The organism is Acinetobacter higginsii (assembly GCF_000369525.1).
In the GTDB taxonomy this organism is placed as follows: Bacteria; Pseudomonadota; Gammaproteobacteria; order Pseudomonadales; family Moraxellaceae; genus Acinetobacter; species Acinetobacter higginsii.
Map to the genome: position 1 here is coordinate 1,297,185 of NZ_KB850072.1, position 20,620 is coordinate 1,317,804.

General features: G+C 39.4%; 17 protein-coding genes. 1 reads left to right on the forward strand and 16 read right to left on the reverse strand.

The genetic code is table 11. From position 1 onward, the window contains the following. Positions 1 to 12: 12 nt before the first annotated feature. The 6 genes from F902_RS12115 to F902_RS12140 form a co-directional block, all read right to left on the reverse strand. Positions 13 to 1,179 (reverse strand): hypothetical protein, encoded by a 1,167-nt coding sequence (locus F902_RS12115; RefSeq protein ID WP_005203790.1) that lies wholly within the window; start codon positions 1,177 to 1,179, stop codon positions 13 to 15. Next, positions 1,179 to 2,510 carry a TolC family protein gene (locus F902_RS12120; RefSeq protein ID WP_005203796.1) on the reverse strand — a complete coding sequence of 444 codons (1,332 nt, stop codon included), beginning with the start codon at positions 2,508 to 2,510 and terminating at the stop codon, positions 1,179 to 1,181. The genes F902_RS12115 and F902_RS12120 overlap by 1 nt, the downstream gene beginning before the upstream one ends. Beyond that, entirely contained in the window at positions 2,507 to 4,093 is a 1,587-nt protein-coding gene (locus tag F902_RS12125; RefSeq protein ID WP_005203798.1) for a GH3 family acyl-acid amido synthetase, read from the reverse strand. The genes F902_RS12120 and F902_RS12125 overlap by 4 nt, the downstream gene beginning before the upstream one ends. Then, on the reverse strand, positions 4,090 to 4,911 hold the full coding sequence (locus F902_RS12130; RefSeq protein WP_005203800.1) for a hypothetical protein: 822 nt from the start codon (positions 4,909 to 4,911) through the stop codon (positions 4,090 to 4,092). The genes F902_RS12125 and F902_RS12130 overlap by 4 nt, the downstream gene beginning before the upstream one ends. Positions 4,912 to 5,067: 156 nt before the next feature. Further along, positions 5,068 to 6,615, reverse strand: coding sequence for a DHA2 family efflux MFS transporter permease subunit (locus F902_RS12135; protein WP_005203801.1), 1,548 nt, complete (start codon positions 6,613 to 6,615; stop codon positions 5,068 to 5,070). 25 nt (positions 6,616 to 6,640) lie between these two features. Continuing rightward, on the reverse strand, positions 6,641 to 7,702 hold the full coding sequence (locus tag F902_RS12140; protein WP_005203802.1) for an HlyD family secretion protein: 1,062 nt from the start codon (positions 7,700 to 7,702) through the stop codon (positions 6,641 to 6,643). A gap of 742 nt (positions 7,703 to 8,444) precedes the next feature. Between F902_RS12140 and F902_RS12145 the strand changes: the two genes are divergently transcribed. Further along, entirely contained in the window at positions 8,445 to 9,317 is an 873-nt protein-coding gene (locus F902_RS12145) for a bile acid:sodium symporter family protein (protein WP_005203803.1), read from the forward strand. Between the two features lie 95 nt (positions 9,318 to 9,412). Here the strand turns inward: F902_RS12145 and F902_RS12150 are convergent, their stop codons facing one another. The 10 genes from F902_RS12150 to uca all read right to left on the reverse strand — a co-directional run bounded on the left by F902_RS12150 (position 9,413) and on the right by uca (position 20,618). Further along, positions 9,413 to 10,150, reverse strand: coding sequence for a pentapeptide repeat-containing protein (locus F902_RS12150; RefSeq protein WP_005203804.1), 738 nt, complete (start codon positions 10,148 to 10,150; stop codon positions 9,413 to 9,415). 106 nt (positions 10,151 to 10,256) lie between these two features. After that, positions 10,257 to 11,270 carry a 2-dehydropantoate 2-reductase gene (locus F902_RS12155; protein ID WP_005203805.1) on the reverse strand — a complete coding sequence of 338 codons (1,014 nt, stop codon included), beginning with the start codon at positions 11,268 to 11,270 and terminating at the stop codon, positions 10,257 to 10,259. Between the two features lie 119 nt (positions 11,271 to 11,389). Beyond that, positions 11,390 to 12,085, reverse strand: a complete 696-nt coding sequence (locus tag F902_RS12160) for a winged helix-turn-helix domain-containing protein (RefSeq protein ID WP_026057451.1) — start codon at positions 12,083 to 12,085, stop codon at positions 11,390 to 11,392. Positions 12,086 to 12,328: 243 nt separating this feature from the next. Then, complete coding sequence (gene hchA / locus F902_RS12165; RefSeq protein ID WP_005203807.1) at positions 12,329 to 13,204, reverse strand: glyoxalase III HchA; 876 nt, start codon at positions 13,202 to 13,204, stop codon at positions 12,329 to 12,331. 99 nt (positions 13,205 to 13,303) lie between these two features. Next, positions 13,304 to 14,317: an NAD(P)H-quinone oxidoreductase gene (locus F902_RS12170; RefSeq protein WP_005203808.1), complete on the reverse strand. Its 1,014-nt coding sequence runs from the start codon at positions 14,315 to 14,317 to the stop codon at positions 13,304 to 13,306. Positions 14,318 to 14,321: 4 nt separating this feature from the next. After that, positions 14,322 to 15,200, reverse strand: coding sequence for an AraC family transcriptional regulator (locus tag F902_RS12175; protein ID WP_005203809.1), 879 nt, complete (start codon positions 15,198 to 15,200; stop codon positions 14,322 to 14,324). A gap of 167 nt (positions 15,201 to 15,367) precedes the next feature. Then, positions 15,368 to 15,679 (reverse strand): hypothetical protein, encoded by a 312-nt coding sequence (locus F902_RS12180; protein ID WP_005203810.1) that lies wholly within the window; start codon positions 15,677 to 15,679, stop codon positions 15,368 to 15,370. A 77-nt stretch (positions 15,680 to 15,756) separates the two neighbouring features. After that, the gene (locus F902_RS12185; RefSeq protein ID WP_005203812.1) at positions 15,757 to 16,026 is read right to left on the reverse strand and encodes a hypothetical protein; all 270 of its coding nucleotides are present in this window, start codon (positions 16,024 to 16,026) and stop codon (positions 15,757 to 15,759) included. A gap of 275 nt (positions 16,027 to 16,301) precedes the next feature. Then, positions 16,302 to 17,006: a GntR family transcriptional regulator gene (locus F902_RS12190; protein WP_005203815.1), complete on the reverse strand. Its 705-nt coding sequence runs from the start codon at positions 17,004 to 17,006 to the stop codon at positions 16,302 to 16,304. 6 nt (positions 17,007 to 17,012) lie between these two features. Beyond that, positions 17,013 to 20,618: an urea carboxylase gene (gene uca, locus F902_RS12195; RefSeq protein WP_005203816.1), complete on the reverse strand. Its 3,606-nt coding sequence runs from the start codon at positions 20,616 to 20,618 to the stop codon at positions 17,013 to 17,015. Between the last annotated feature and the right edge of the window lie 2 nt (positions 20,619 to 20,620).

The window sequence follows — 20,620 nt, forward strand, 5'->3', positions numbered from 1 at the left end:
TTATTGCTCCAATCAAATTCGCCCAACTTCTAAATACGGGATCAAGTTCTTATCAAAGTTTGGACGTGGATCACCCAGAAAACTAATAAAGCCATGCATGCCTGTTAATCGTTCACCTTTATAAAACTGATTCAGCTGAAAACGAGGATCTTGATGCGATAAGGTAAAGCTGACAATTCCTACACCGCGTTGCTTAGAGAGTTTTTGCGCATCTCCAAGCATTAAATGATGCAGTGCTAACTGCTGTGGATGGCACAATAAACTGTGTAACACATGATATTTTAAGGAATCACCAAGTTTAGGTAATGGCATGCCTTTAGTGACTTTGGTCAGTAAATTATAGATCGGACGTAGTACACCAATCGCTGAACTGTAATGCAAGATTTTGGTTTGTTTAAGGCCATGTTGATCCCATAACCCAAACATTCCGACGAGTTTCTCATCTTGAAAATACAGCTGAAAATCCGAAAGCTTCAAGCCAGTAAAATACTGATGCCCTGCGTGTAATTCTTCAAAATTATATGCTGGGATAAAATTATAATGCTGCGACATCTCTGCAATAAATCGATTCATAGCAGTAATATCTTCTGGCTGCGCTGCACGTGACTGAATTTCACAGTTCGCTGTATCTGCTTGAGCCTTCTGATCTAAGAAGGCTTTAATTTTTGCCTTTGTCCCAAGATGGGTCAGCGTTAGTGTTTCTATCAGTCCTTCATCATAATAATCAGGAATTCCTGTTTTTCCAGTTTGTATTGCCGCTCGTGCAGCATAATTATCATTAAAGATGATCATCTGGCTAAAATCAGGTTGATGCATGGTTTGTTTGACATGTACACCCAAAGCCTTGACCAATGATTTACCACGATAGTTTGGATCAACACGCAAATCACTGGCATAGCGTACATTTTGTACTGTTTTATCGACATAGCATGGACGATGACCATTGCTATAACAGGCGACATTTTTCTGACTTTGCGTATCTTCAATCACCACATGCAGCTTATGTCGATACAGAATATCCGAAGCCTTAAAATAACTGGGTTCACGCTGAAAACTGATTTGCACCCCTTTGGTGGTCATCGGCACCGCAATCAGCTCACGTAAGGCTTGATCATCAGCCAAGGTTGCTTCACGGGTAAGCAACGAATTATTTTGAGTATTTGGTGGATTTGTTTTCATTAATTATTCACCTGTTGTGTATTTTGTGTAGACACCAAATCATTGAGATGTCCCATTTGGTCTAAGAGCTGATACACAAAAACAATTTCATCCTGCTCGTTGACCGTTTTCTGAGTTTGAACATCCAATAACTTTTGTTCAGTATTTAATAAATCAAAAGTGGTTTTGGTGCCCAATTCAAATTCTTTACGGGTATAAACAAAGGCAATTGAAGCGGCATCAATGGCATTTTGTAGTGCGTCTTTGTTCTGACGGATGGTCTGCAACTGCGCATAGGTGGTCCGTGTACGTTGATTCAAATCCAGTTCAAGACTACGAATTTTTTGGTTGGCCAGATCAACATCCGCTTGTGCTTTACGCGTATTGGCGCGATTCAAACCATCGTCATAGAGTGGTACATTAAGTTGCACACCCACCATGTAATTATTACTTTCGGAACCAATATAACTGGCTTCGTGCTGCGCACCCGCACGACTGGTGAGCATAACCGTCGGCCATAGTTCTCGCTTGGTTAGGGCATATTGCTTTTCAGCTGCCTGCTTTTCATATTTGGCCCGTAATAAAGCTGGATGACTTTTGGTTTGCGCCAAAATCTCATCCAGACTGTTAGAAATTTCAGGGAGACGCTTAACCGGGCTTAGATTATCTGCACTTAGACCCGTAATTTGTGAAAACTGTGCTTCACTCACCGTGAGATTGGATTGGGCTTGCGTAATATCGGCCTGACCTTGTGCCACCTGAGCCAGCACTTGTGCCAAGTCTGCACGGGTAATCATACCCACATCAAAACGTCGCTGTGACTCATACAGCGAACGCTGTAAGTTAGACATGGTTTTTTTTCTCAGCTCCAGAATTGCTTTCTTTTTCAGTACATCGGTATAGACCATGACTGTATTCAAAATCGTTTCAGATCGTTGATCCGAAAGTCCTTGCGACTGCGCAGAAAGTTGATTTTTAGCAACATCAATTCCCAAGCGATGTCGTCCTGATGTGTAGATAGGGTAATCCATTTGTAATTGCAAACTACGACCTTTTCGGTTTCCTTCAGTTGGAAACATGACGTTAGTCGGCGTTTCAACCCGCTCATAATCAAGTTGTCCAACCAAATTCACTTTGAGTCCATCACGTTGTTTGGCCTGTTCAAGCATTGCTGTGGATTGATTGACACTTAAACGACTCACCTCCAATTGGCTCTCATGTCTTAAACTGGCGGATAATGCATCATCTAAAGTCATGGCATCCACCAGACTGGATGCCAACAATAGTCCCATACAAAGCGCGTATTGAGACTTTAAAAATCGATGGTTAAATTTCGTCATCCCTTTCTTCATAGTTGTTCCAAACTATTCAAGGTAACTTTCTTAAGTGGTTCAGGCTTAATATTACCTTCGATGATGCCATCAAACATCACCAGCTTTTTGTAGGCGTTCCAACCATTATTGGCTTGACGAATCTGAGGCTGATCTAACTGGCCGAGATTACGTGCCAGCTCATAATGAAAGTTTTGACGCAAAATCTGATCAATATAATCATCATCAATACTGTGATGAATCTCACCCTCAAACAGAACGCAGTAAAATGGTTTGACCTGCTGTTCTGTATCAATTGCCAACAACGAGATTGCTTTAGAGTCGGTTTCATTTAGTTGTGAAAGCAACTGTTGTGCCGTTTCTGGGGCAAGCTTCTCTCCCACTAAATCCACTCCAAAACGGCGACCTTGAAACTCAAAACACGGTACTTGTTCCAGAAAACTGGTCACCCGTAAGCAATCATCAAGGCAATAACGTAGTAAACCATTGCCTGATGTGATAATTGGACTGACCACATCCCCCATCTTCAGCTCCCAAGATGGAATGATTTGTCCCGTTTTTTCACCTTCTAAATATTCAAATTCATAGAAATGACTTTGATAAGCCAGTGGATAATGATCGTTATATGGAATGGTGACTACACCTTCGGTTGCCCATAAGCCTTTACCTTCAAATTGTACTGATGGAAGACGTTGTTTTAGTTTTTCTGCCCAAGCTTTGGAACCTGCGGTATCCCAACTCGACACTAAACTCAATATTGGCCATAACCTTTTAAAATCAATGTGTTCACCATTTGAACTGTCCATCAAACACTTTGCACTTTCTGGACTGAATGGCGCTTTGACTTCTTTTAATGAAGCTTGGCGCGCTCCCCATCGACCTGTTTCTAAAACTTCAATCACCTCTTGCTGCATGGCCTCTAAACGATCTAAAAGTTGCAAAGCAAAGGTTGGACTCCATACTGAAATCATGGCGAGATTTCGGTTGGCAACCAGATAACAAATGGTGGCAAACAAAGCATCATCGGCATTGGCTGCAAAGGCGACATTGCTTGGCACTGCTTGGGTAAATTTAGATAAAATGCGCTTACCTATGCCCAGTAACGCACTATCATCATTGAGATTTTTATCTTTTAGCACTTCACGCTGGCTTTCTGGCAACCATGAAACTGACCAATAATGAGTACCTGAGCGAAGTTGTGGGCACTTACGATAAAGACTGGCCATCCATGGTGCAATCGCGTGATCTAATTCATCTAAAAACAGCTTAGTATACGGAATAAATTTAATTTGTTCACTCGAACCACTGGTGGGCTGGAAACGCACCAACTTACTGCTTGATAGTTGAAGTTTCTGATCTCGATAACGCTGGATGTCCTCCCGCCACGCTGCATAGCGCGTAGCAGGAAAAGCACCAACAAACTGCTCATAATCTTTTACCTGTTGTTGTTTTGCAAAATGTGAACTTTGCAAAATTGAATTCAGGATTTGACGCTGTGTCGCTTCTAAATGATTAAACTGCTTTTGAAAATCTCGGTCTGAAACATCGCACCATTGTTTTAAAATCAGATGTGAACCAGAAGTCAGCAATTCGGTATGCTTCATTGTAGAACCTCACGACGATTGACTGAGTTTTTTAACAACGCCTCACAGCGACCTTTACTGGCAGGCTTGGTCATTAACTTAACTGGGAAACGTGCGATATCTTTCCACCCCAAGCGGCCAATACAAGGCAACTCAGTTCCCACCGTCCATGTTGGATTCTTTTGCTCAAAGAAATGAATATTGGGGTTTTTTGTTCTCATTTCCTCAGTAATCGGCGCCACTTCGCCTTTGAGTGGTTGATAGTCATCTCCGAAATTCAATAATCCCGCTTCTTTGTCATAATATTCACCAAAGAAGTTTTCACAATAATGTTCAATCACACTGGAAAGGTGCTGGTTCTCATCATTGATATTTGGGTAATACACATAATAGTTATTGGCAAGCAGTAGATAGGTTTTGTAGCCTTTAGAAATCAATAACCAATACAGCTCATTAAATGGATATTTAACTCGTAATTTGATCATGAGTTTGAGCATGGTACTTTGTAGCGTACGAGTGCCCCAAAATGCTCTAAGGATCACGGTGTCACCACTAAACAGCACTGTATAGTCCTTACCATTTAGATAAAAATGCTGAACCACAACAGTAGAAAAACCAACGATTTCATCAGTTTCCGAGTTAAAGATTAAGATGGCACCACTTTTCTTTTTGAAATCATCCGCAAAGATCGAAAACTTGGTATTTTCATAATATTGCTCGTAAATCGAATACATGACTTTTAGCCGATCAATATCGATTTGTTCTTTCTCGACATATTGACCATAGGTAGATTCTTTATTATTGAATCTTGAAATCAGTTTATATGTTGTATTAATCATCTGCTTCAACCTCTAAATTTGGATATGCACGTTCCCCTATCTCATAAAGAAATATAAAAACGCATATCACTGTTCTTTTTATGACGGGGTATGTTGTTGTATACGATGCCCCGATTATTTTTTCGTTATATGAAACAACCCTCTAGCATTGAATATCTACATGTCCATTTTCTTCCCCCTATCCATAAAGATGGTTAAGAAAGCCGCCACAAACATGATGATGGCCAGCATACGTAATAAATCATTGAAACTTGATGTCAGTGCTTGGTAATGAATATCTCGGTAGATCACACTGAGCGCGATTTGTTGAGCATTACTGCCTACTTCTTGATATTGCGCTGTCAACTGGTCTAATCTTTCAATGAAAATCCAGTTCTGTGGGTTCATATACTGATTCAATTGCGTCACATGCACGGCGGTCAGCCAATCGAGCGATGAGTTGATCAATGCCAATCCAACAGCGCCACCAATATTGCGCATCAGGTTATAAATACCACTTGCATCGGCAACTTTAGCCAGTGGCAGCGTACTCATTGCCAGATGCGAGACCACGATCAAACAAATCATCAGACCAATGCCACGATAAATTTGTGGCCAGAACATGAAGTCATAATCGCTGTGAATACTGAGATGTGAATTAAGCCAAACGCCAAAACCCGCCAAAATCATGCCAACAAACACTGTTTTTCGGGTATCAAAGTTTGGAATCAACCATGCAAGGAAAGGCGCAAAACAGAACATCACAATCCCTGTCACCATCATGATATGTCCGATTTGACTGCTATTCATTTCTCGGACTTGCCCAAGAAATACAGGAATCATATAGCCCAAGCCATATAAGGCCATACCAATCACAAAAGTAATGATGCAGCTTAAAGTGAAGTTTTTGTTCTTAAATACACTCAGATCCAGTAAAGGTTTAGGCTGGGTAAAACTGCGTGAGAAGAAGATCATGCCACCAATCAGGCAAATGATAAATGCAACGCGCACACCTGTATCGGCGAGCCAATCATGTCGCGCCCCTTCATCCAAGAAATACTCTAAACCACCTAAAAACATGGCCATACCAATCAAACTGAACCAGTCCATGCTTTTAATCAGTGAATAATTGGCGCGGTCTATATTTGGACCAGAGTAAATAATCGTCGCAATCAAAATACCGGGGATGATGTTAATCAGGAACATCCAGTGCCATGAGAAATTATTGGTCAACCAACCACCAATGGTTGGACCAATGGCTGGACCTAAAGTACTGATCATGCCAAACATCACCAACGGCAAGGCACGTTTTGCTTCAGGAAACAGCAGGTATAACGCCGTCATTGAGGTAGGAATCATGCCGCCGCCCATAAAACCCTGAATGGCGCGAAACACCAACAGGCTTTCCAGATTCCATGCCAAAGCACACAGCAAAGAACTAATCGTGAATCCGATCGCACAAATGGTGTAATAAATTCGAGTCGAGAGTACACGAGAGACAATACTGGACATTGGAATTGCAATAATTTCAGCAATCAAATAAACCGTTTGCACCCATGTCACTTCGTAACGGCTAGCACTCATGCCTGCCTGTACTTCATTCAAAGAACTTGCAACAATTTGAATATCCAGAATTGCCATGAAATTACCAAAAATCATGGCAGCAAAAATCAGCCAAGCTGTTTTTGGCGCAAACTTCCACTCATCTTGGTTCGGTTTATTCATTTTCTTATATCCAAAACTTTTCTGATTAAGTTCTTAAATCAACAGTCGCGCTGACGGACATTCCAGGTTTTATAAGGTCAATATGTGGACTCGAATCAATTGCAATCCGCACAGGAATACGTTGCACCACTTTATTAAAATTTCCTGTGGCGTTGTCTGGTGGCATGAGTGAAAAGGTCGCGCCAGATGCTGGGGAAAAGCTTTCGATTTTACCTGTATAGGTCAGACTTGGATAAGCATCTATTTTTAATTTAACTTCCTGCCCAATATGCATTTTCTCGATTTGGGTTTCTTTGAAGTTTGCTTGCACATACAAACTTTTCTCAGGAATAATTGCCATTAAACGTGTTTGTGGTGAGACACGAGAACCCTTCTGAATCGAAAGACTGCCGACTTTTCCTGTAACAGGACTAATCACTTTTGAAGATGAAAGATCAATCTGGTAAAGATCCAAAGTCGCATTGGCATTCTGAATATCTGCCAGTAGTTGTGCACGACTGGCTTGTAAACTGCCGAGCTGTGCCTCTGCGGCATTAACTGCAGCTTGGGCTTTACTGAGCTGTGCCTGAGCCGTTAAATATTGGGATTGTACGCCTTCAAAATTTTGTCGGGTAATCACCCCGTCTTTGAGTAAATCTTGATAACGATTGAAATCTTTTTTCAAGCGAGATAAATCTGCTTGGGCAGCAACTACACCACTGTTGGCTTCACTAATCGATGATTTTGCAGACTTTTCATTCTGTTGCTGCACGCCAAGTGCAGCTTGTTTTAAGGTGACAACTGATTTCGCCTGATCATAACGTGCCTGATAATCACGATGATCTAAAATTGCCAAAGCCTCTCCTTTTTTCACAAACTGATTGTCATTAATAATCAACTCGACAACTTCACCTGAAATTTTTGGCATCACCCAAGTGACATCAGCTTGGACATAGGCATTATCGGTAGATTGATAGAATCGATAGACCAAAAAATAATACGCGATGCCTAAGATCAGAAATAAGATGAGTACACTAAACACAACCCAAGTTATTTTTTTTCGACTTTGGAAATTAGTATCAGTTTCGAGCTGAGCTACGTTATCCATATTTATTCCGCTATTTTGTAATATACAGTTTTTATTTTGAGCCACGGTCAAATGGTCATCTTTTCACGTAACTTTTCACTTAATTGTGTGTAAATAAATAGTTACAATGTAATAATTGGCGCAAATTATCATTCTTAATGGAATAATATGTCATTGACCATTTGTTCATATCATTTTTCTATTTCTGCCAATTGTTCGAATGGTATAAAGCTTTTATTAAAGATTTGTGAAATTCTAGCACAAGCATAAATGATTCGTGTTTTCATTTGTAAAAAATTAAACCTATATTATTGTTTAATTTAAATAAATTATTAAATTCAGCTTCACTAATATTTTTACCATTTAGTTTAATCATCTTACTTTTCTAATCTATTTATGAGCATAAAAATGGTAAAATGCCAAAAAGCCGAAGCGTTATAGAAATGTAATTTTTGCAAAAAAAGTGATTTTTCTCCTATTAATTTTCATATTTTAATTCAATCAAATTGTGCACTATCGCACAAATAGTTTTTGCAAAAGTGAATAAAGTATTTAAGCTAAACAAATCATTAGAATTAATAACCTAAATGTGCTAATTCATTACTTTGCATAGTAAAAATTTAAAGTATTGCTAAATACTGCTGTTTATAGGTCTTGCTCAGATGTGAACTATATCAACTTAGATACCGGTAAGTTGTAATCTGATCAGACAAAACAACCAGAAAATTGGAAAAATAATATTGATCTAAAAGAAGGACTGCTTATGGATTCTGGACTAATCACACTTTTTCTACCGATCGCCTTGGCGATTGTCATGGCCGGGCTGGGTTTGGAGCTCACACTCAAAGACTTTGCACGAGTAAGCAAACATCCCAAAGCGGTGATCATTGCTTTGTTTTGTCAGCTTATTTTATTGGTCGGCATTGCATTTTTAATTTGTAAAATATTGGCTTTACCGCCGCTTCTGGCAGTCGGTTTGATGTTACTTGCCGCTTCTCCTGGTGGATCAACCGCAAATCTATTCAGCTATTTGTATAAAGGTGATATCGCACTAAATATTACATTGACCGCAATTAATGCCATTATTGCCGCCATCTTTTTACCGTTTATTGTCAATTTCTCGATTCTGCATTTTATGAATGAAGGCCAACAAGTCGGACTACAATTTGCTAAAGTACTGCAAGTCTTTGCCATCATTCTGGTCCCTGTTTGTATTGGGATGCTAATCCGTCATTATGCGCCGCATACCGCAGAAAAACTGAATCGCCCTGTGCGCATCTTTGCGGTGGTTTTTCTTGTCATTATCATCCTTGGTGCAATTATAAAAGAACGAAATAACTTGATCGAATATATCGGGCAAATTGGCTTTGCAACTGCCTTATTTTGTGCAATTAGTCTATGTGTCGGTTATTTTGTACCACGACTGTTTGGAATCAGCTCTTATCAAGCTCGTGCATGCGCGTTTGAGATTGGTATTCATAATAGTACGCTGGCCATGACCATTGCACTCACCATTATGGCGAGTACCACCATTGCCATGCCTGCTGCGGTCTACTCAATTTTTATGTATATTTTCGCGACTATCTTTGGGACTTTGATTACACGATTTGGCGCTCAGGAAACGATAAAAGCCTAAATTTATCAATAACAAAAAATATCATAGCGTATAATGTTATACGCTATGATATGATTTAATATTTAACTTATTATGATTTTCAACCTCTATTTAAGTTAAAATAAATCAAATATTTCTAATAACGCATCAACAACCATTTTGTCTTCTATTTTTTTTAAGCTTTCAACATTAAAAATATACTGCCTCATACCTCTTAGTTTTTTCAATCTTCTTTCAATAATTTTTTTAACATCTTCTGGCATATCTTTTACAACAAATTCTGATTTCTCAATATACACACTTAAGTTATTAATAAAATGATGTTTTTTATTTTTTGGTGGAATGCATTTAGAGATATCACAGTCAAAAAACTCTACGCAATCTAGTTTACAATCACTAAAATCCAAAAAAAATTTTGAATTATTCTTTCCTAAAAATTTAATTTCTCTCAAAGTTCCAGAGAATTTGCACTCAATCCAATTCCAGGAATGCAAACTAATATCCCTGAAATTACAATTTTTTATTTCACATTTAGTCCATTTTGCACTATCTAAATTTAAGCCCCTCATATCACATTTTTCAAAAAAACATTTTTCAAATTTTGTTCCAAGCAAACCCACACTTCTAAAATCACAGTATTCAAAGATACAACCATCGAAAATAACATTCGAAAAAAAACGGCAATTGCTTAAATTACAATTTCTAAAAATGCAGTTTTTGAAGCTACACGATAAAAATACTGCTCCGTTGAAATCACAGTTAGATGCAGAAAAATCAAAAAAAAGAGCATCCTTATATTCTTGTATTTCTGGGAAATTAATATTTTTAAAAATTTCAGTTGAAGTAAGCTTCATCAGTATTACCAACACTTTTTTAATTTAGCTTTTTTATAACATCAAAATAAGTAATTTAATTGGATTTTTATAATTTGGCATATATTAACAATTAATATCTCCCAAACTATCTTTCTTCAAGTTTAGTTTCCAACTGATCTCTAAGTGCTATGGCTGACCATGCTTTTGGTGTGATTTCAGCTTGTTTAATTAACTCAATCAGCTTTTGATTGATTGGTGCTTTTAAATTTAGTTGCGTTGCTAAACGAACAACTTCTCCATTAATCCAGTCAATTTCCGTTGCTCGCCCCGCCATAAGATCATCTGCCATTGATGATCGTGCCAACGGATCAATCGCCAGCATTTTCTTGCTCAGCAGATTGAAAATAGAATTTGGCAGTTTTAATACATATGGGACAAGTTGCGCTGGTATCGCAGTCAGTTGAGCAGGTTGAATTTTAGCAATTTTAAGAAGACCTAAGGCTTCAATCTGCGCCATTGCCAAACATTGACGATAGGCTCGAATTGAAAGTTGCTGTTTGAGTGGTAGCTGAGATAAAGCATTCACTGAGTTATTCAGATTTAGTAGTAACTTTGCCCATTGAATCGCCTGCATATCATCTTCAAGTTTCAGTTCAAGCTGAGCGCCATTAAATGCGGCAACAAGCTCATTCAAACCTGCATGTTTTTTCACATACAAAGCCCCTTCTGTACCTTGATGAAAAATGCCATTTCCTAAAGCCGCGACATTAAAAGGTACCATGCCTTCAAGAATTGTATGGCCAAACAACACTTGTTTTAGAATACCAACATTACTTAAACCATTCTGAAAACTAATAATGATGGTGTTTTTCTTTAGAATTTCTTTTAGCTCATGTGCAACTTGTTCTGTTGCGGCAGACTTCACACAGACAAAAATGATATCAGCCTGAGCAGCAATGTTTTGATCAGTACTCAGTTGCAGCTTACTCGCTGGAACACTATTCTTTTCACCTAGATAGTCCGAAACAGTTACCCCATACTGTTGCAACTGTTGCTGTATTCTCGGGCGTACAATAAAATCAACATTGGCTCCTGCTGCAGCTAAACGACCACCAAGATAACATCCAATATTTCCAGCCCCATAAATACATACTTTCATTCATTTTCCTTGCTGGATTCTATTTCTTAACAACATCACTTTAACCCAAAATATGAAGTCAAGTTGTCACTTGGCTGACAAATTTATTTCTAAGCAAAGAATTTAATATTAAGTCATGCTCATTCAGAAACATCTTCTTTTTCTTTACTTTTTAGTGCTCCATGCCATTCTGCCAATACATACCCCATTCCGTAAATGTTATGGATGAGTTTAGGAAGAAAGTTACGGTCGATCTTATTTCTTAAACGACTAATCGCGACTTCAATCATTTTAGTGTCTGCATCATCATTCATATTCCATATCTGTGAAGCGATTAATGCTCTCGGTAGGACTTCACCACGTCTACTCATGAATAGCTCAATCAATGCATATTCTTGAGCTGTAAGATTAATCCGTTTTCCCGCTCGGCTGACACTGCGTTTCCATATATCAAGTTCAAGGTCGGCAACACAAATTCGGTTGATTTCATGATTCCACTGCTCTCTACTCAATAGACCTTTGATCCGTGTGAGAAGCTCGACCAAGGTAAAAGAAAGGCCAAGCCCTTTCACTCTCTCTTCAATTTGATCTCGCGCAATCAAAAATAAAATAGGCATAGTTTTTCCATTCTTTCCAACATCATGCAGAATGTTCCAGCCATTTAAACCAGCAAACATGACATCCAATACCACTAAATCATATTCATTAAACAATAGCGCGAGATGCTTACCTGTTATTTCATCTGTGACCCAGTCGATCATATAACCTGCTTCTGATAATGCTTGGTTAAGATAACTCCCTATTTTTTGCTCATCTTCGACTAGTAATATTTTCATCTTAAACCTGTTAAAGCCCTGCTTAAGAAGATAATAACGTTGTACAACTTTAAATAGTTTTGAATGACATAAATGTAATTTTGGTGTCATTTCAATGTTCATTTCTGCAATAGATCAATATAAAAATTCAGCTTTTGGAGCAAGATAGGTCTGCAAAAAGATGCTTTAAGACGTTTCGCCGAGTTCATAAAAAATAAAAGCCCAGCAATTAAGCTAGGCTTTTAGATATTCCAATAACAAGGTTTATTGAAGATTAGGATCAGCCAATAAAGTTGTCGCGGCAAGTTTTCCAAGATTATTCGAAGCCAATGGGCTATCACCTGTTAATAGTTTACGATCTTGATAAACCTGCCCTGTGATGCCTTTATTTAAGATTTCGACACCTAGTTTTTCAAGATTCTCACCCACCAACCAAGGTAATTGTCCTGGCATATAGCCGATATCAATATTTGCACCTTTATCTAGGGAATCAGGGAACACACAAATCTGGTAGTCCTTAAAAATATAATCTTGCGGATCTTCATCTACAGCTGCTGCAAGCAATGAAGCAGGCCCATGACAAAGCGTGATCACATATTTATCATTTTTAATGGCCCACTTTAATAGCTGTTTGACTTCTTTGCTTTCTGGAATCTTAGCAAGAACACCATGTCCACCCGGAATAAAGATACCCGCATAAGGTGAATCTGCACTTAAGGCTTGTTCCAGAATATCTGCTAACTTGAGCGGTGCTTTGAGTTGCTTTTCATATTTTTTATAAGTATCTAAGACCACTTGTTCTTCATTCGGCATCGCCCACATTTCCAACTTAACTGGATTACCCGAAAGTGTTGCCACATCAAAGGCAAAGCCCGCATTATCCAAGTGAAACATTGGCAATAACATTTCAACTGGATGATTTCCCGTAGAAAAGAATTTTTCGTTTTGCATCAAGATATAACGTTCATCTGTTGCAATCATTAAAATCCGTTTGTCGCCTTGGTATGGATTTGGGTAAGTCGTGCCATCGTAATCTGTTTTTGCCGAGGTGTATTGGCTCAGCGAATATGGCGATGGGAAAAAAGCATTATCTTCTGCATGGTCTGGACTTGGGTTGCGATCATCAGGATTTGTTGTCATTTTGAGATTCCTCATCAGGTCGTTATGTTTATATGCATACTGCTTGAGTCACCTGCCACACTCAAGTTTTGAGTATGAACAGGCATGGATTGAACACAATTAGGCAAATTCAGATTTAATTTCGAGTACAACTTTGCCCGTATGTTGGCTGCTTTCTAGACATTGATGTGCCTGAGCCACTTCATCAAATGCAAAAGTTTTATAGATCATTGGCTTGCATTGATCCGCTTCAATTAAAGGCCAGACAAACTGCTCAAGTTCTTGGGTAATTTGAGCTTTTTCAGCATTGGTTCTAGCACGCATGGTCGAACCTGTGACAACAGCCCGTTTTAACATTAACTCCTGTATATCAAAGCCATCGACTTTTCGTCCCCCCATAAAACCGATAATCACCAATCGACCATCACGCTTTAATAATCTCAGATTTTGATTAAAGTAAGCGGCGCCAATAATATCCAAAATCACATCTACACCTTTACCATCGGTTTGGGCCAAAACTTCTTTTTCAAAATCTTGGGTTTTGTAGTTAATTACCTGTGATACTGAAGCTAATTTTTCAACTTTGTCATCACTTCCAACAGTGGAGAAGTTTTTGATGCCCATCGCATGACATAAGCTGATTGCTGTGGAACCGATACCACTGGCTCCACCATGAATCAGTACGGTTTCATTCTTTTTCAACTGTCCAATCTGAAATAAATTGGCCCAAACGGTAAAATAGGTTTCAGGAATAGCAGCTGCCTCAACAAAACTCAAATTCTTGGGGATTTTTAAGGTTTGATTGGCAGGTACCGCACAGTATTCCGCATAACCACCACCATTGGTCAGTGCACAGACCTTATCACCGACCTTGAACTGCGTGACATCATCACCCACTTGACTAATTACTCCTGAAACTTCTAGCCCAGGGATAGGTGTGACCCCTCTAGGCATTGGGTATAACCCTTGGCGCTGTAGAATATCAGGTCGGTTGATTCCAGTTGCGTAGACTTCAATGAGTACTTCATCTGCTTTAATCTCTGGTCGAGGTCCTTGAGTCACTTGTAATACTTCTGGACCGCCCGCTTGTGTAATTTCGATATATTTCATTTTTTCTACGCTATTTTGATTCATTTAATCATGACTCCATTTGAGTATTAGTATCGGCATGTTTGGGAGGAAAACCAAATTGCTTTTTGAATTCTCGGCTGAATTGAGAAGAGCTCTGATATCCAACAGCATAAGCCGCTTGAGCCACACTTTGGTCTGCGTTTTGCAACAATTGTTTTGCCTTATGCAACCGAACCACTTTCAAATATTGCAATGGTGAATATTGTGTGACTTGTTTAAAGGCCTTATGAAATGCAGAAGTACTCATATTGGCCTGTTCTGCTAACATCTCTACTGTTAATTTTTCGGTAAAATGATGTTGAATATATTCACAAATTTTATAAATCGGTCTGAGATTACCCTGAGCGACCAAGCCTGTTAAGGCATCCGCACCTGAATGTTGAATAACGCGATAAAGCAATTCCCTTTTAATTTGATCTCCCAAGATCAATACATCCTGTTCAGAGGTCAGCACATTTAATAAACGGATGAGGACATTCGATATCGTTTGATCATACTGGATCACGCTCATTCCTGTGGTGAGTGGCTTAAACTGGTAATTTTCAAAATAGGTTTTAGCCAGTAGCTCATTCACCATATCTGCTTCTAATTTCATGCTGATCGCAATCATCGGTGTTTCAGGACTGGCTATGGTGTCACAATCAAATGGCATTGAAACAGAGACAATTAGGCATTCGTCTTGCTTGAATGAATAAGTCTCTGTGCCGATATAGCCACGTTTTTGCCCTTGCAATACAAACACGAGGGTTGGTTCCTGCAACACCGCAATCGGTGGTGTGTTGTGATCGACACGCATTAAGGTGATGCCATCAATCGAAGTGGCATAAAAGCCTTCTTTTTGAATGAGTTTTAGAAATAAATTGATCAGTGTTTGGTCATTCATCATGTGTCATCTGATGATTTGAAATATGATTTTTATTATTAAATAGCAAAGCCATAAAAACTGTTAGTTTTATGCAGAATTAGGCATGGAAAAGAGAGTTTTACGTTCCTATGTCAGGTAGATCCGCAAAAACAAACTAACAGCTTAATCATGATGCTAAAATTCAATTATTATTTATTATCAGACAAAAGAATGGATAAGAAGAAGATTAGAGTTATAAATGCACCTACTCCCAAGCTAATTATAATTATTTCTAGGTTCAGAAATTCCATCAATACACCATGTGCTCCCCATGGACCATCATCAAAACCTCTATTATCCGAACGGCGTCCTAGTACAACAAGAATGCAGAAACCTATACTTGATACTAAGAAAATACTTATGAATACCTTCCAGAGCCTAAAACCAGTGAGTATAGAAACCAGACTCATTCCAACTACAGTTACAATCGATGCTATAAAAGCATAATCCCAGTTATCCATAAAACCCCTTTTTTAAAATTGATTAATTACTTAATTTTATGCGTTATTGGCTTTTAAAAAACCACCAATTATCACCATCACAAATTATTGTTTCTATCCATTTCTAAAAGTGTTCTAAGTCTAAAAATTTCTGAAATTAACTTTGGGATATCTTGTTTTGCATTTGCAATAAAATCCTGATCGGCAATAGTTGCTCCTTTTAATTCAATATCATCACCACCTGTCATAATAAAATTAGATCCAGACTCATGATCTCTTCCCTCTACATACGAAAACCAAGGTCCTTCAGTCGTTTTCGAACAATCATCTAAAATCTGTTCTAAATTTTCTTTCGATAATTCTTCCATGCCAGCTCTCTAAGCTCTTATGCCTTCCTATCTTTATTTCCATCATATTGAAAAAATTTGATATGTTTAACTTAAGAGCTAAATACTTCATCTAACTCAATATATTAAAATGTATTTCTTATACAATAAACTCTATAGCTATTATGTCTTAATCACCCTGCTCAGACTGAATCAATTTAGACATTACTAACTTCTTATCTATGTTATTCGATAATTTAGTTTAGCTTCATCATATAAATACGGATACCCCAGTACATATAAAAAACAATCTAATTCTAATAAAACTGACTTGAATCCAACATCTGTAAAGTAATTTTTTTCACTTCATCACGACTTTGCATAATATGCGCTTCAATCGCATTGATCGCTTGTTCAGTGTGTCGATCGAAAATAAAACCCAAGATTTTTTGATGTTCTTGATAAGTTGCTTCAATCCGATAATCTTTAGAAAAATCCAAACGGCGAATAATCCGAATACGCTCACTTAAGTCTCGATGAATCCGCGCCATTTCATTATTGCCTGAAGCTCGGACCAAAGCACAATGAAAATCCTCATCTTGCTGAGACAACTGTTTAATGTCTTTTAAATATTCAGAAGGTTGTACTAACCAGAGGTCTTTTAGCACTGACAGCTCAACCGAATTGTGGTGGTCAATCTGACAGAGTTTACGAATCGAATCTTTTTCCAAAACAATACGTACATCGTAAAGCTCTTCATAGTAACGAAAATTGAGTGGCCGAATCTGCCAGCCGCTTCGAAAGCTCACATCAACATAGCCCTCTTGTTGCAAACGATACAAAGCTTGTCGGATTGGGGTACGACTCACATCATAGGCTTTGGCAACTTCAGACTCAGTAAAGCGTTCACCTGGCATCAATTTGAAATCAAAAATATCATTCTTGATACGTTGGTAAACCAGCTCAGACAGATTGTCTGAGCCTTTGCTTGAGTTTTTTATATTGATGTTCGCTTCTTTCATCCAAGCTTATTCCATATAGACCAATGGTTCACCACTGTGTACGGTTTGCCCTGCTCTACAAATAATGGCCTTAACAATACCATCTTCTTCCGCATAGACAGGTAACTCCATTTTCATGGCTTCAATAATCGCAACAGTTTCACCTTTTTTGATCTCTTGACCATGTTCCACAAAGATCTTCCAGATATTTCCTGTCATTGATGCATTTAAAGAAGAAAGATGGCTGTAATCAACATGATTGGCTTGCTCAATATGTTGTTCAGGTTGCGCAGCAAACTCTTCTTTCCAACGACTCACTTCAGTACTAAAGGCCTGTTGTTGCTTCTCCTTAAATGCCGCAATACTTTCAGCCTCTTTGTCTAAGAACTGCACATAATCTGCATAGTCAAACTCGGTTTCTTCAATCTGAATCTGAGCACGACCATTTTCAAAATCTGCACGCCATTCATTCAATTCAGCTTCAGTCACAGGGAAATATTTAATCTGGTCAAAGAATTGCAAGAACCATTGCTTATCACCAAATTGCTTGTTCTTTTTAAACTTGTTCCAAATCGGCAGCGTCCGTCCAATCAACTGATAACCACCGGGTGAATCCATGCCATAAATACACATGTACATCCCACCAATACCAACAGTACCTTCTGCAGTAAAAGTACGTGCAGGATTGTACTTAGAGCTGAGTAAACGGTGACGTGGATCAATCGGTACCGCACATGGCGCTGTCAGATAGACATCACCTAAACCTAACACTAAGTAGTTAGCATCAAAAATAATATCTTTGACTTCATCACGATGTGCTAGCCCGTTAATACGTTGGATAAAATCAACGTTATTCGGTAACCACGGCGCTTTGGCGCAAACACTTTCTTGATAACGCTCTACTGCACCTAAAGTCGCACTGTCCTCAAATGCCATTGGTAAATGAACAATACGTGATGGAATCTTAAGCTGGCTTAAATCACCCATTTGCTCTTCAAGTTTAAGCAATTGATGAATGAGATCAGCTTGAGAAATCACCAGACCATCATATTTAATTTGTAGGGAACGCACACCTGGTGACAGTTCCAAAACACCTACAAGATTGGCATCACGAATCATTTGAATCAATTGGTGCACTCGTAAACGTAGCGCCAAATCTAAAACATTTTCACCATATTCTAATAAAATATAGCTATCACCTGCTTGGCGATAAACTGTTTTTGGCGATAATGCTGTTGGTTCACGTTGAGCCAGAATAGTGGTAAAGACATCTTGAGCAGGTTCAATGGTTTCAGCGACTTTGGTGGCATCTGCAAAGTTCTGGATATTGTCGATTTGTTTCCGTTCTAACGCATTGGCTTGCTCTGCCGTAATTGGATAAAAACGGATTTTGTCATCGGCTTTCAGTTGACCTACTTTCCACAGTTCAGCTTTGGCAATGGTTACTGGACAAACGAAGCCACCTAAACTTGGGCCATCTTTTGCCAAAATCACAGGGAAATCACCGGTAAAGTTGATCGCACCAATTGCATATTCACAGTCATGTACATTGGATGGGTGCAAGCCTGCTTCACCGCCATTTTCTCTAGCCCAGCTTGGTGTCGGACCTGAAAGTCTGACGCCTAAACGGTTTGAGTTAAAGTGAACCGTCCACTCAGAGGCAAAGAACTCTTCCACATATTCAGGTTTAAAGAAATCAGGCGCACCGTGCGGTCCATACAACACGGCGATTTCCCATTCATTGCTATATTCAGGGATGAGATCTTTGGATAAGGCTTGAGGCTCATCAATCGCAAGCGGTAATTCCGCACTGGCAAATTGTGCATCGACCATTTTGATCATGTCGCCAACACGTAAAGTCCGTCCTGCATGACCACCAAAATTACCCAATGCAAAGGTTGATCGGCTACCCAAATATAGGGGTACATCCAGACCATCACGTACGGCTAGATAAGTACGGCAGCCGGAAGCCACTTGACCAATTTTCAGAGTTTGACCTGCTTTGACCTTAATCGGTTGCCAAAAAGCAATACGTTGATCATCTAGCACAGCAGTACAGCTCGCGCCTGTGAGTGCAATGGTGGTATCAGCATGGAACTTTAAGCTTGGACCCACCAAGGTAAATTCAAACCCAGCTGCTTTGGCATCATTACCCACAATACGGTTGGCTAGTTGAAATGCATAATCATCCATAGGACCTGATGGTGGTACACCAATATCCCAATAACCTGTACGCCCAGGATAATCTTGAATTGAACTGAGTGTACCTGCTTGGATCACTTCAATCACTTTTGGCGAATAGCTGAAATCGTCAAGCATGCGTGTCCAGATTTGCATCGATTCAAAACGCTGGTCTGAGACTATGGCTCGTGCATAATCCAAGTTGGTACTGATACCATTTAAACGCGTTTCAGCCAAAACTGATTTTAATTTTTCAATTGCAGTCGCTCGATCTTCTGCATGCACAATAATCTTGGCAATCATTGGATCAAAATACTGAGAAATTTCAGTCCCTGTTTTCACCCAAGTATCTACACGGATACCTTCTGGAAATGACACTTCTGTAAGCACACCTGGACTTGGCTGGAAATTTTTCACTGGATCTTCGGCATAAACTCGGACTTCAATCGCAGCCCCTTGCGGTTGGATATTGCTGAGATAGTCCCAATCCAATGCATCGCCAGCCGCGACTTTGAGCATACACTCGATCAAGTCAAGACCTGTCACCATTTCCGTTACTGGATGCTCTACTTGTAAACGGGTATTCACCTCAAGGAAATAAAATTCATCCCGCTTGGCATCATAAATAAACTCAACCGTTCCTGCACTGCGATAATTCACAGAGCGCCCCAGTTCAACTGCAGCTTGATGGAGCTTTTTACGGGTTGCTTCAGGTAAGTTCGCCGCAGGTGTTTCTTCAACCACTTTTTGGTTACGACGTTGCAATGAACAATCACGCTCACCAAACGCAACTACTTGACCTTTACCATCCCCAAAAATCTGTACTTCGACATGACGTGCTTTATCAATAAAGCATTCAATAAAAACACCTGCGTCTTTAAAGAACTGCTCACCGAGGCGTTTCACACTTTCATAAGCATCTGCTAGTGCTTGTGGGGTGTCGCAACGGGTCAGGCCAATACCACCGCCACCAGCAGTGCTTTTGAGCATGATTGGATAACCAATCCGCTCAGCCGCAGTCAATGCTTCCTCCAAACTGTCCAACAAGCCTGTACCAGGAGTCATTGGTACATGCGCCGCTGCGGCAAGTTCACGTGCACGGTGTTTTAGACCAAATTCTAGAATCTGTTCTGCAGTTGGCCCCATAAAGGCAATGTTATTTTCTTCACAAGCACGAGAGAAATCTGCACTCTCAGACAGAAAACCATAGCCCGGAAAAATTGCTTCTGCTCCAGTCTGTTTAGCGGCTTGAATCAGTTTTTCGATACTCAAATAAGTATCAGCTGGTTTTAAACCATCTAGTGCAATTGCGACATCTGCATCCTGTACATGCTGTGCATAACGGTCGCTGTCCGAATAAACCGCGACACTGGTAATGCCTAATTTTTTCAGCGTTCGAATTGCTCTAACAGCAATTTCACCACGGTTTGCAATAAGTACGGTCTTAAACATGA

Coding starts and splice junctions, on each gene's coding strand:
- F902_RS12115 (WP_005203790.1), bottom strand. CDS start 1,179: ATGAAAACAAATCCACCAAATACTCAAAATAATTCGTTGCTTACCCGT.
- F902_RS12125 (WP_005203798.1), bottom strand. CDS start 4,093: ATGAAGCATACCGAATTGCTGACTTCTGGTTCACATCTGATTTTAAAA.
- F902_RS12130 (WP_005203800.1), bottom strand. CDS start 4,911: ATGATTAATACAACATATAAACTGATTTCAAGATTCAATAATAAAGAA.
- F902_RS12160 (WP_026057451.1), bottom strand. CDS start 12,085: ATGAAAATATTACTAGTCGAAGATGAGCAAAAAATAGGGAGTTATCTT.
- F902_RS12135 (WP_005203801.1), bottom strand. CDS start 6,615: ATGAATAAACCGAACCAAGATGAGTGGAAGTTTGCGCCAAAAACAGCT.
- F902_RS12155 (WP_005203805.1), bottom strand. CDS start 11,270: ATGAAAGTATGTATTTATGGGGCTGGAAATATTGGATGTTATCTTGGT.
- uca (WP_005203816.1), bottom strand. CDS start 20,618: ATGTTTAAGACCGTACTTATTGCAAACCGTGGTGAAATTGCTGTTAGA.
- F902_RS12185 (WP_005203812.1), bottom strand. CDS start 16,026: ATGGAAGAATTATCGAAAGAAAATTTAGAACAGATTTTAGATGATTGT.
- F902_RS12145 (WP_005203803.1), top strand. CDS start 8,445: ATGGATTCTGGACTAATCACACTTTTTCTACCGATCGCCTTGGCGATT.
- F902_RS12180 (WP_005203810.1), bottom strand. CDS start 15,679: ATGGATAACTGGGATTATGCTTTTATAGCATCGATTGTAACTGTAGTT.
- F902_RS12170 (WP_005203808.1), bottom strand. CDS start 14,317: ATGAATCAAAATAGCGTAGAAAAAATGAAATATATCGAAATTACACAA.
- F902_RS12190 (WP_005203815.1), bottom strand. CDS start 17,006: ATGAAAGAAGCGAACATCAATATAAAAAACTCAAGCAAAGGCTCAGAC.
- hchA (WP_005203807.1), bottom strand. CDS start 13,204: ATGACAACAAATCCTGATGATCGCAACCCAAGTCCAGACCATGCAGAA.
- F902_RS12120 (WP_005203796.1), bottom strand. CDS start 2,510: ATGAAGAAAGGGATGACGAAATTTAACCATCGATTTTTAAAGTCTCAA.
- F902_RS12140 (WP_005203802.1), bottom strand. CDS start 7,702: ATGGATAACGTAGCTCAGCTCGAAACTGATACTAATTTCCAAAGTCGA.
- F902_RS12175 (WP_005203809.1), bottom strand. CDS start 15,200: ATGATGAATGACCAAACACTGATCAATTTATTTCTAAAACTCATTCAA.
- F902_RS12150 (WP_005203804.1), bottom strand. CDS start 10,150: ATGAAGCTTACTTCAACTGAAATTTTTAAAAATATTAATTTCCCAGAA.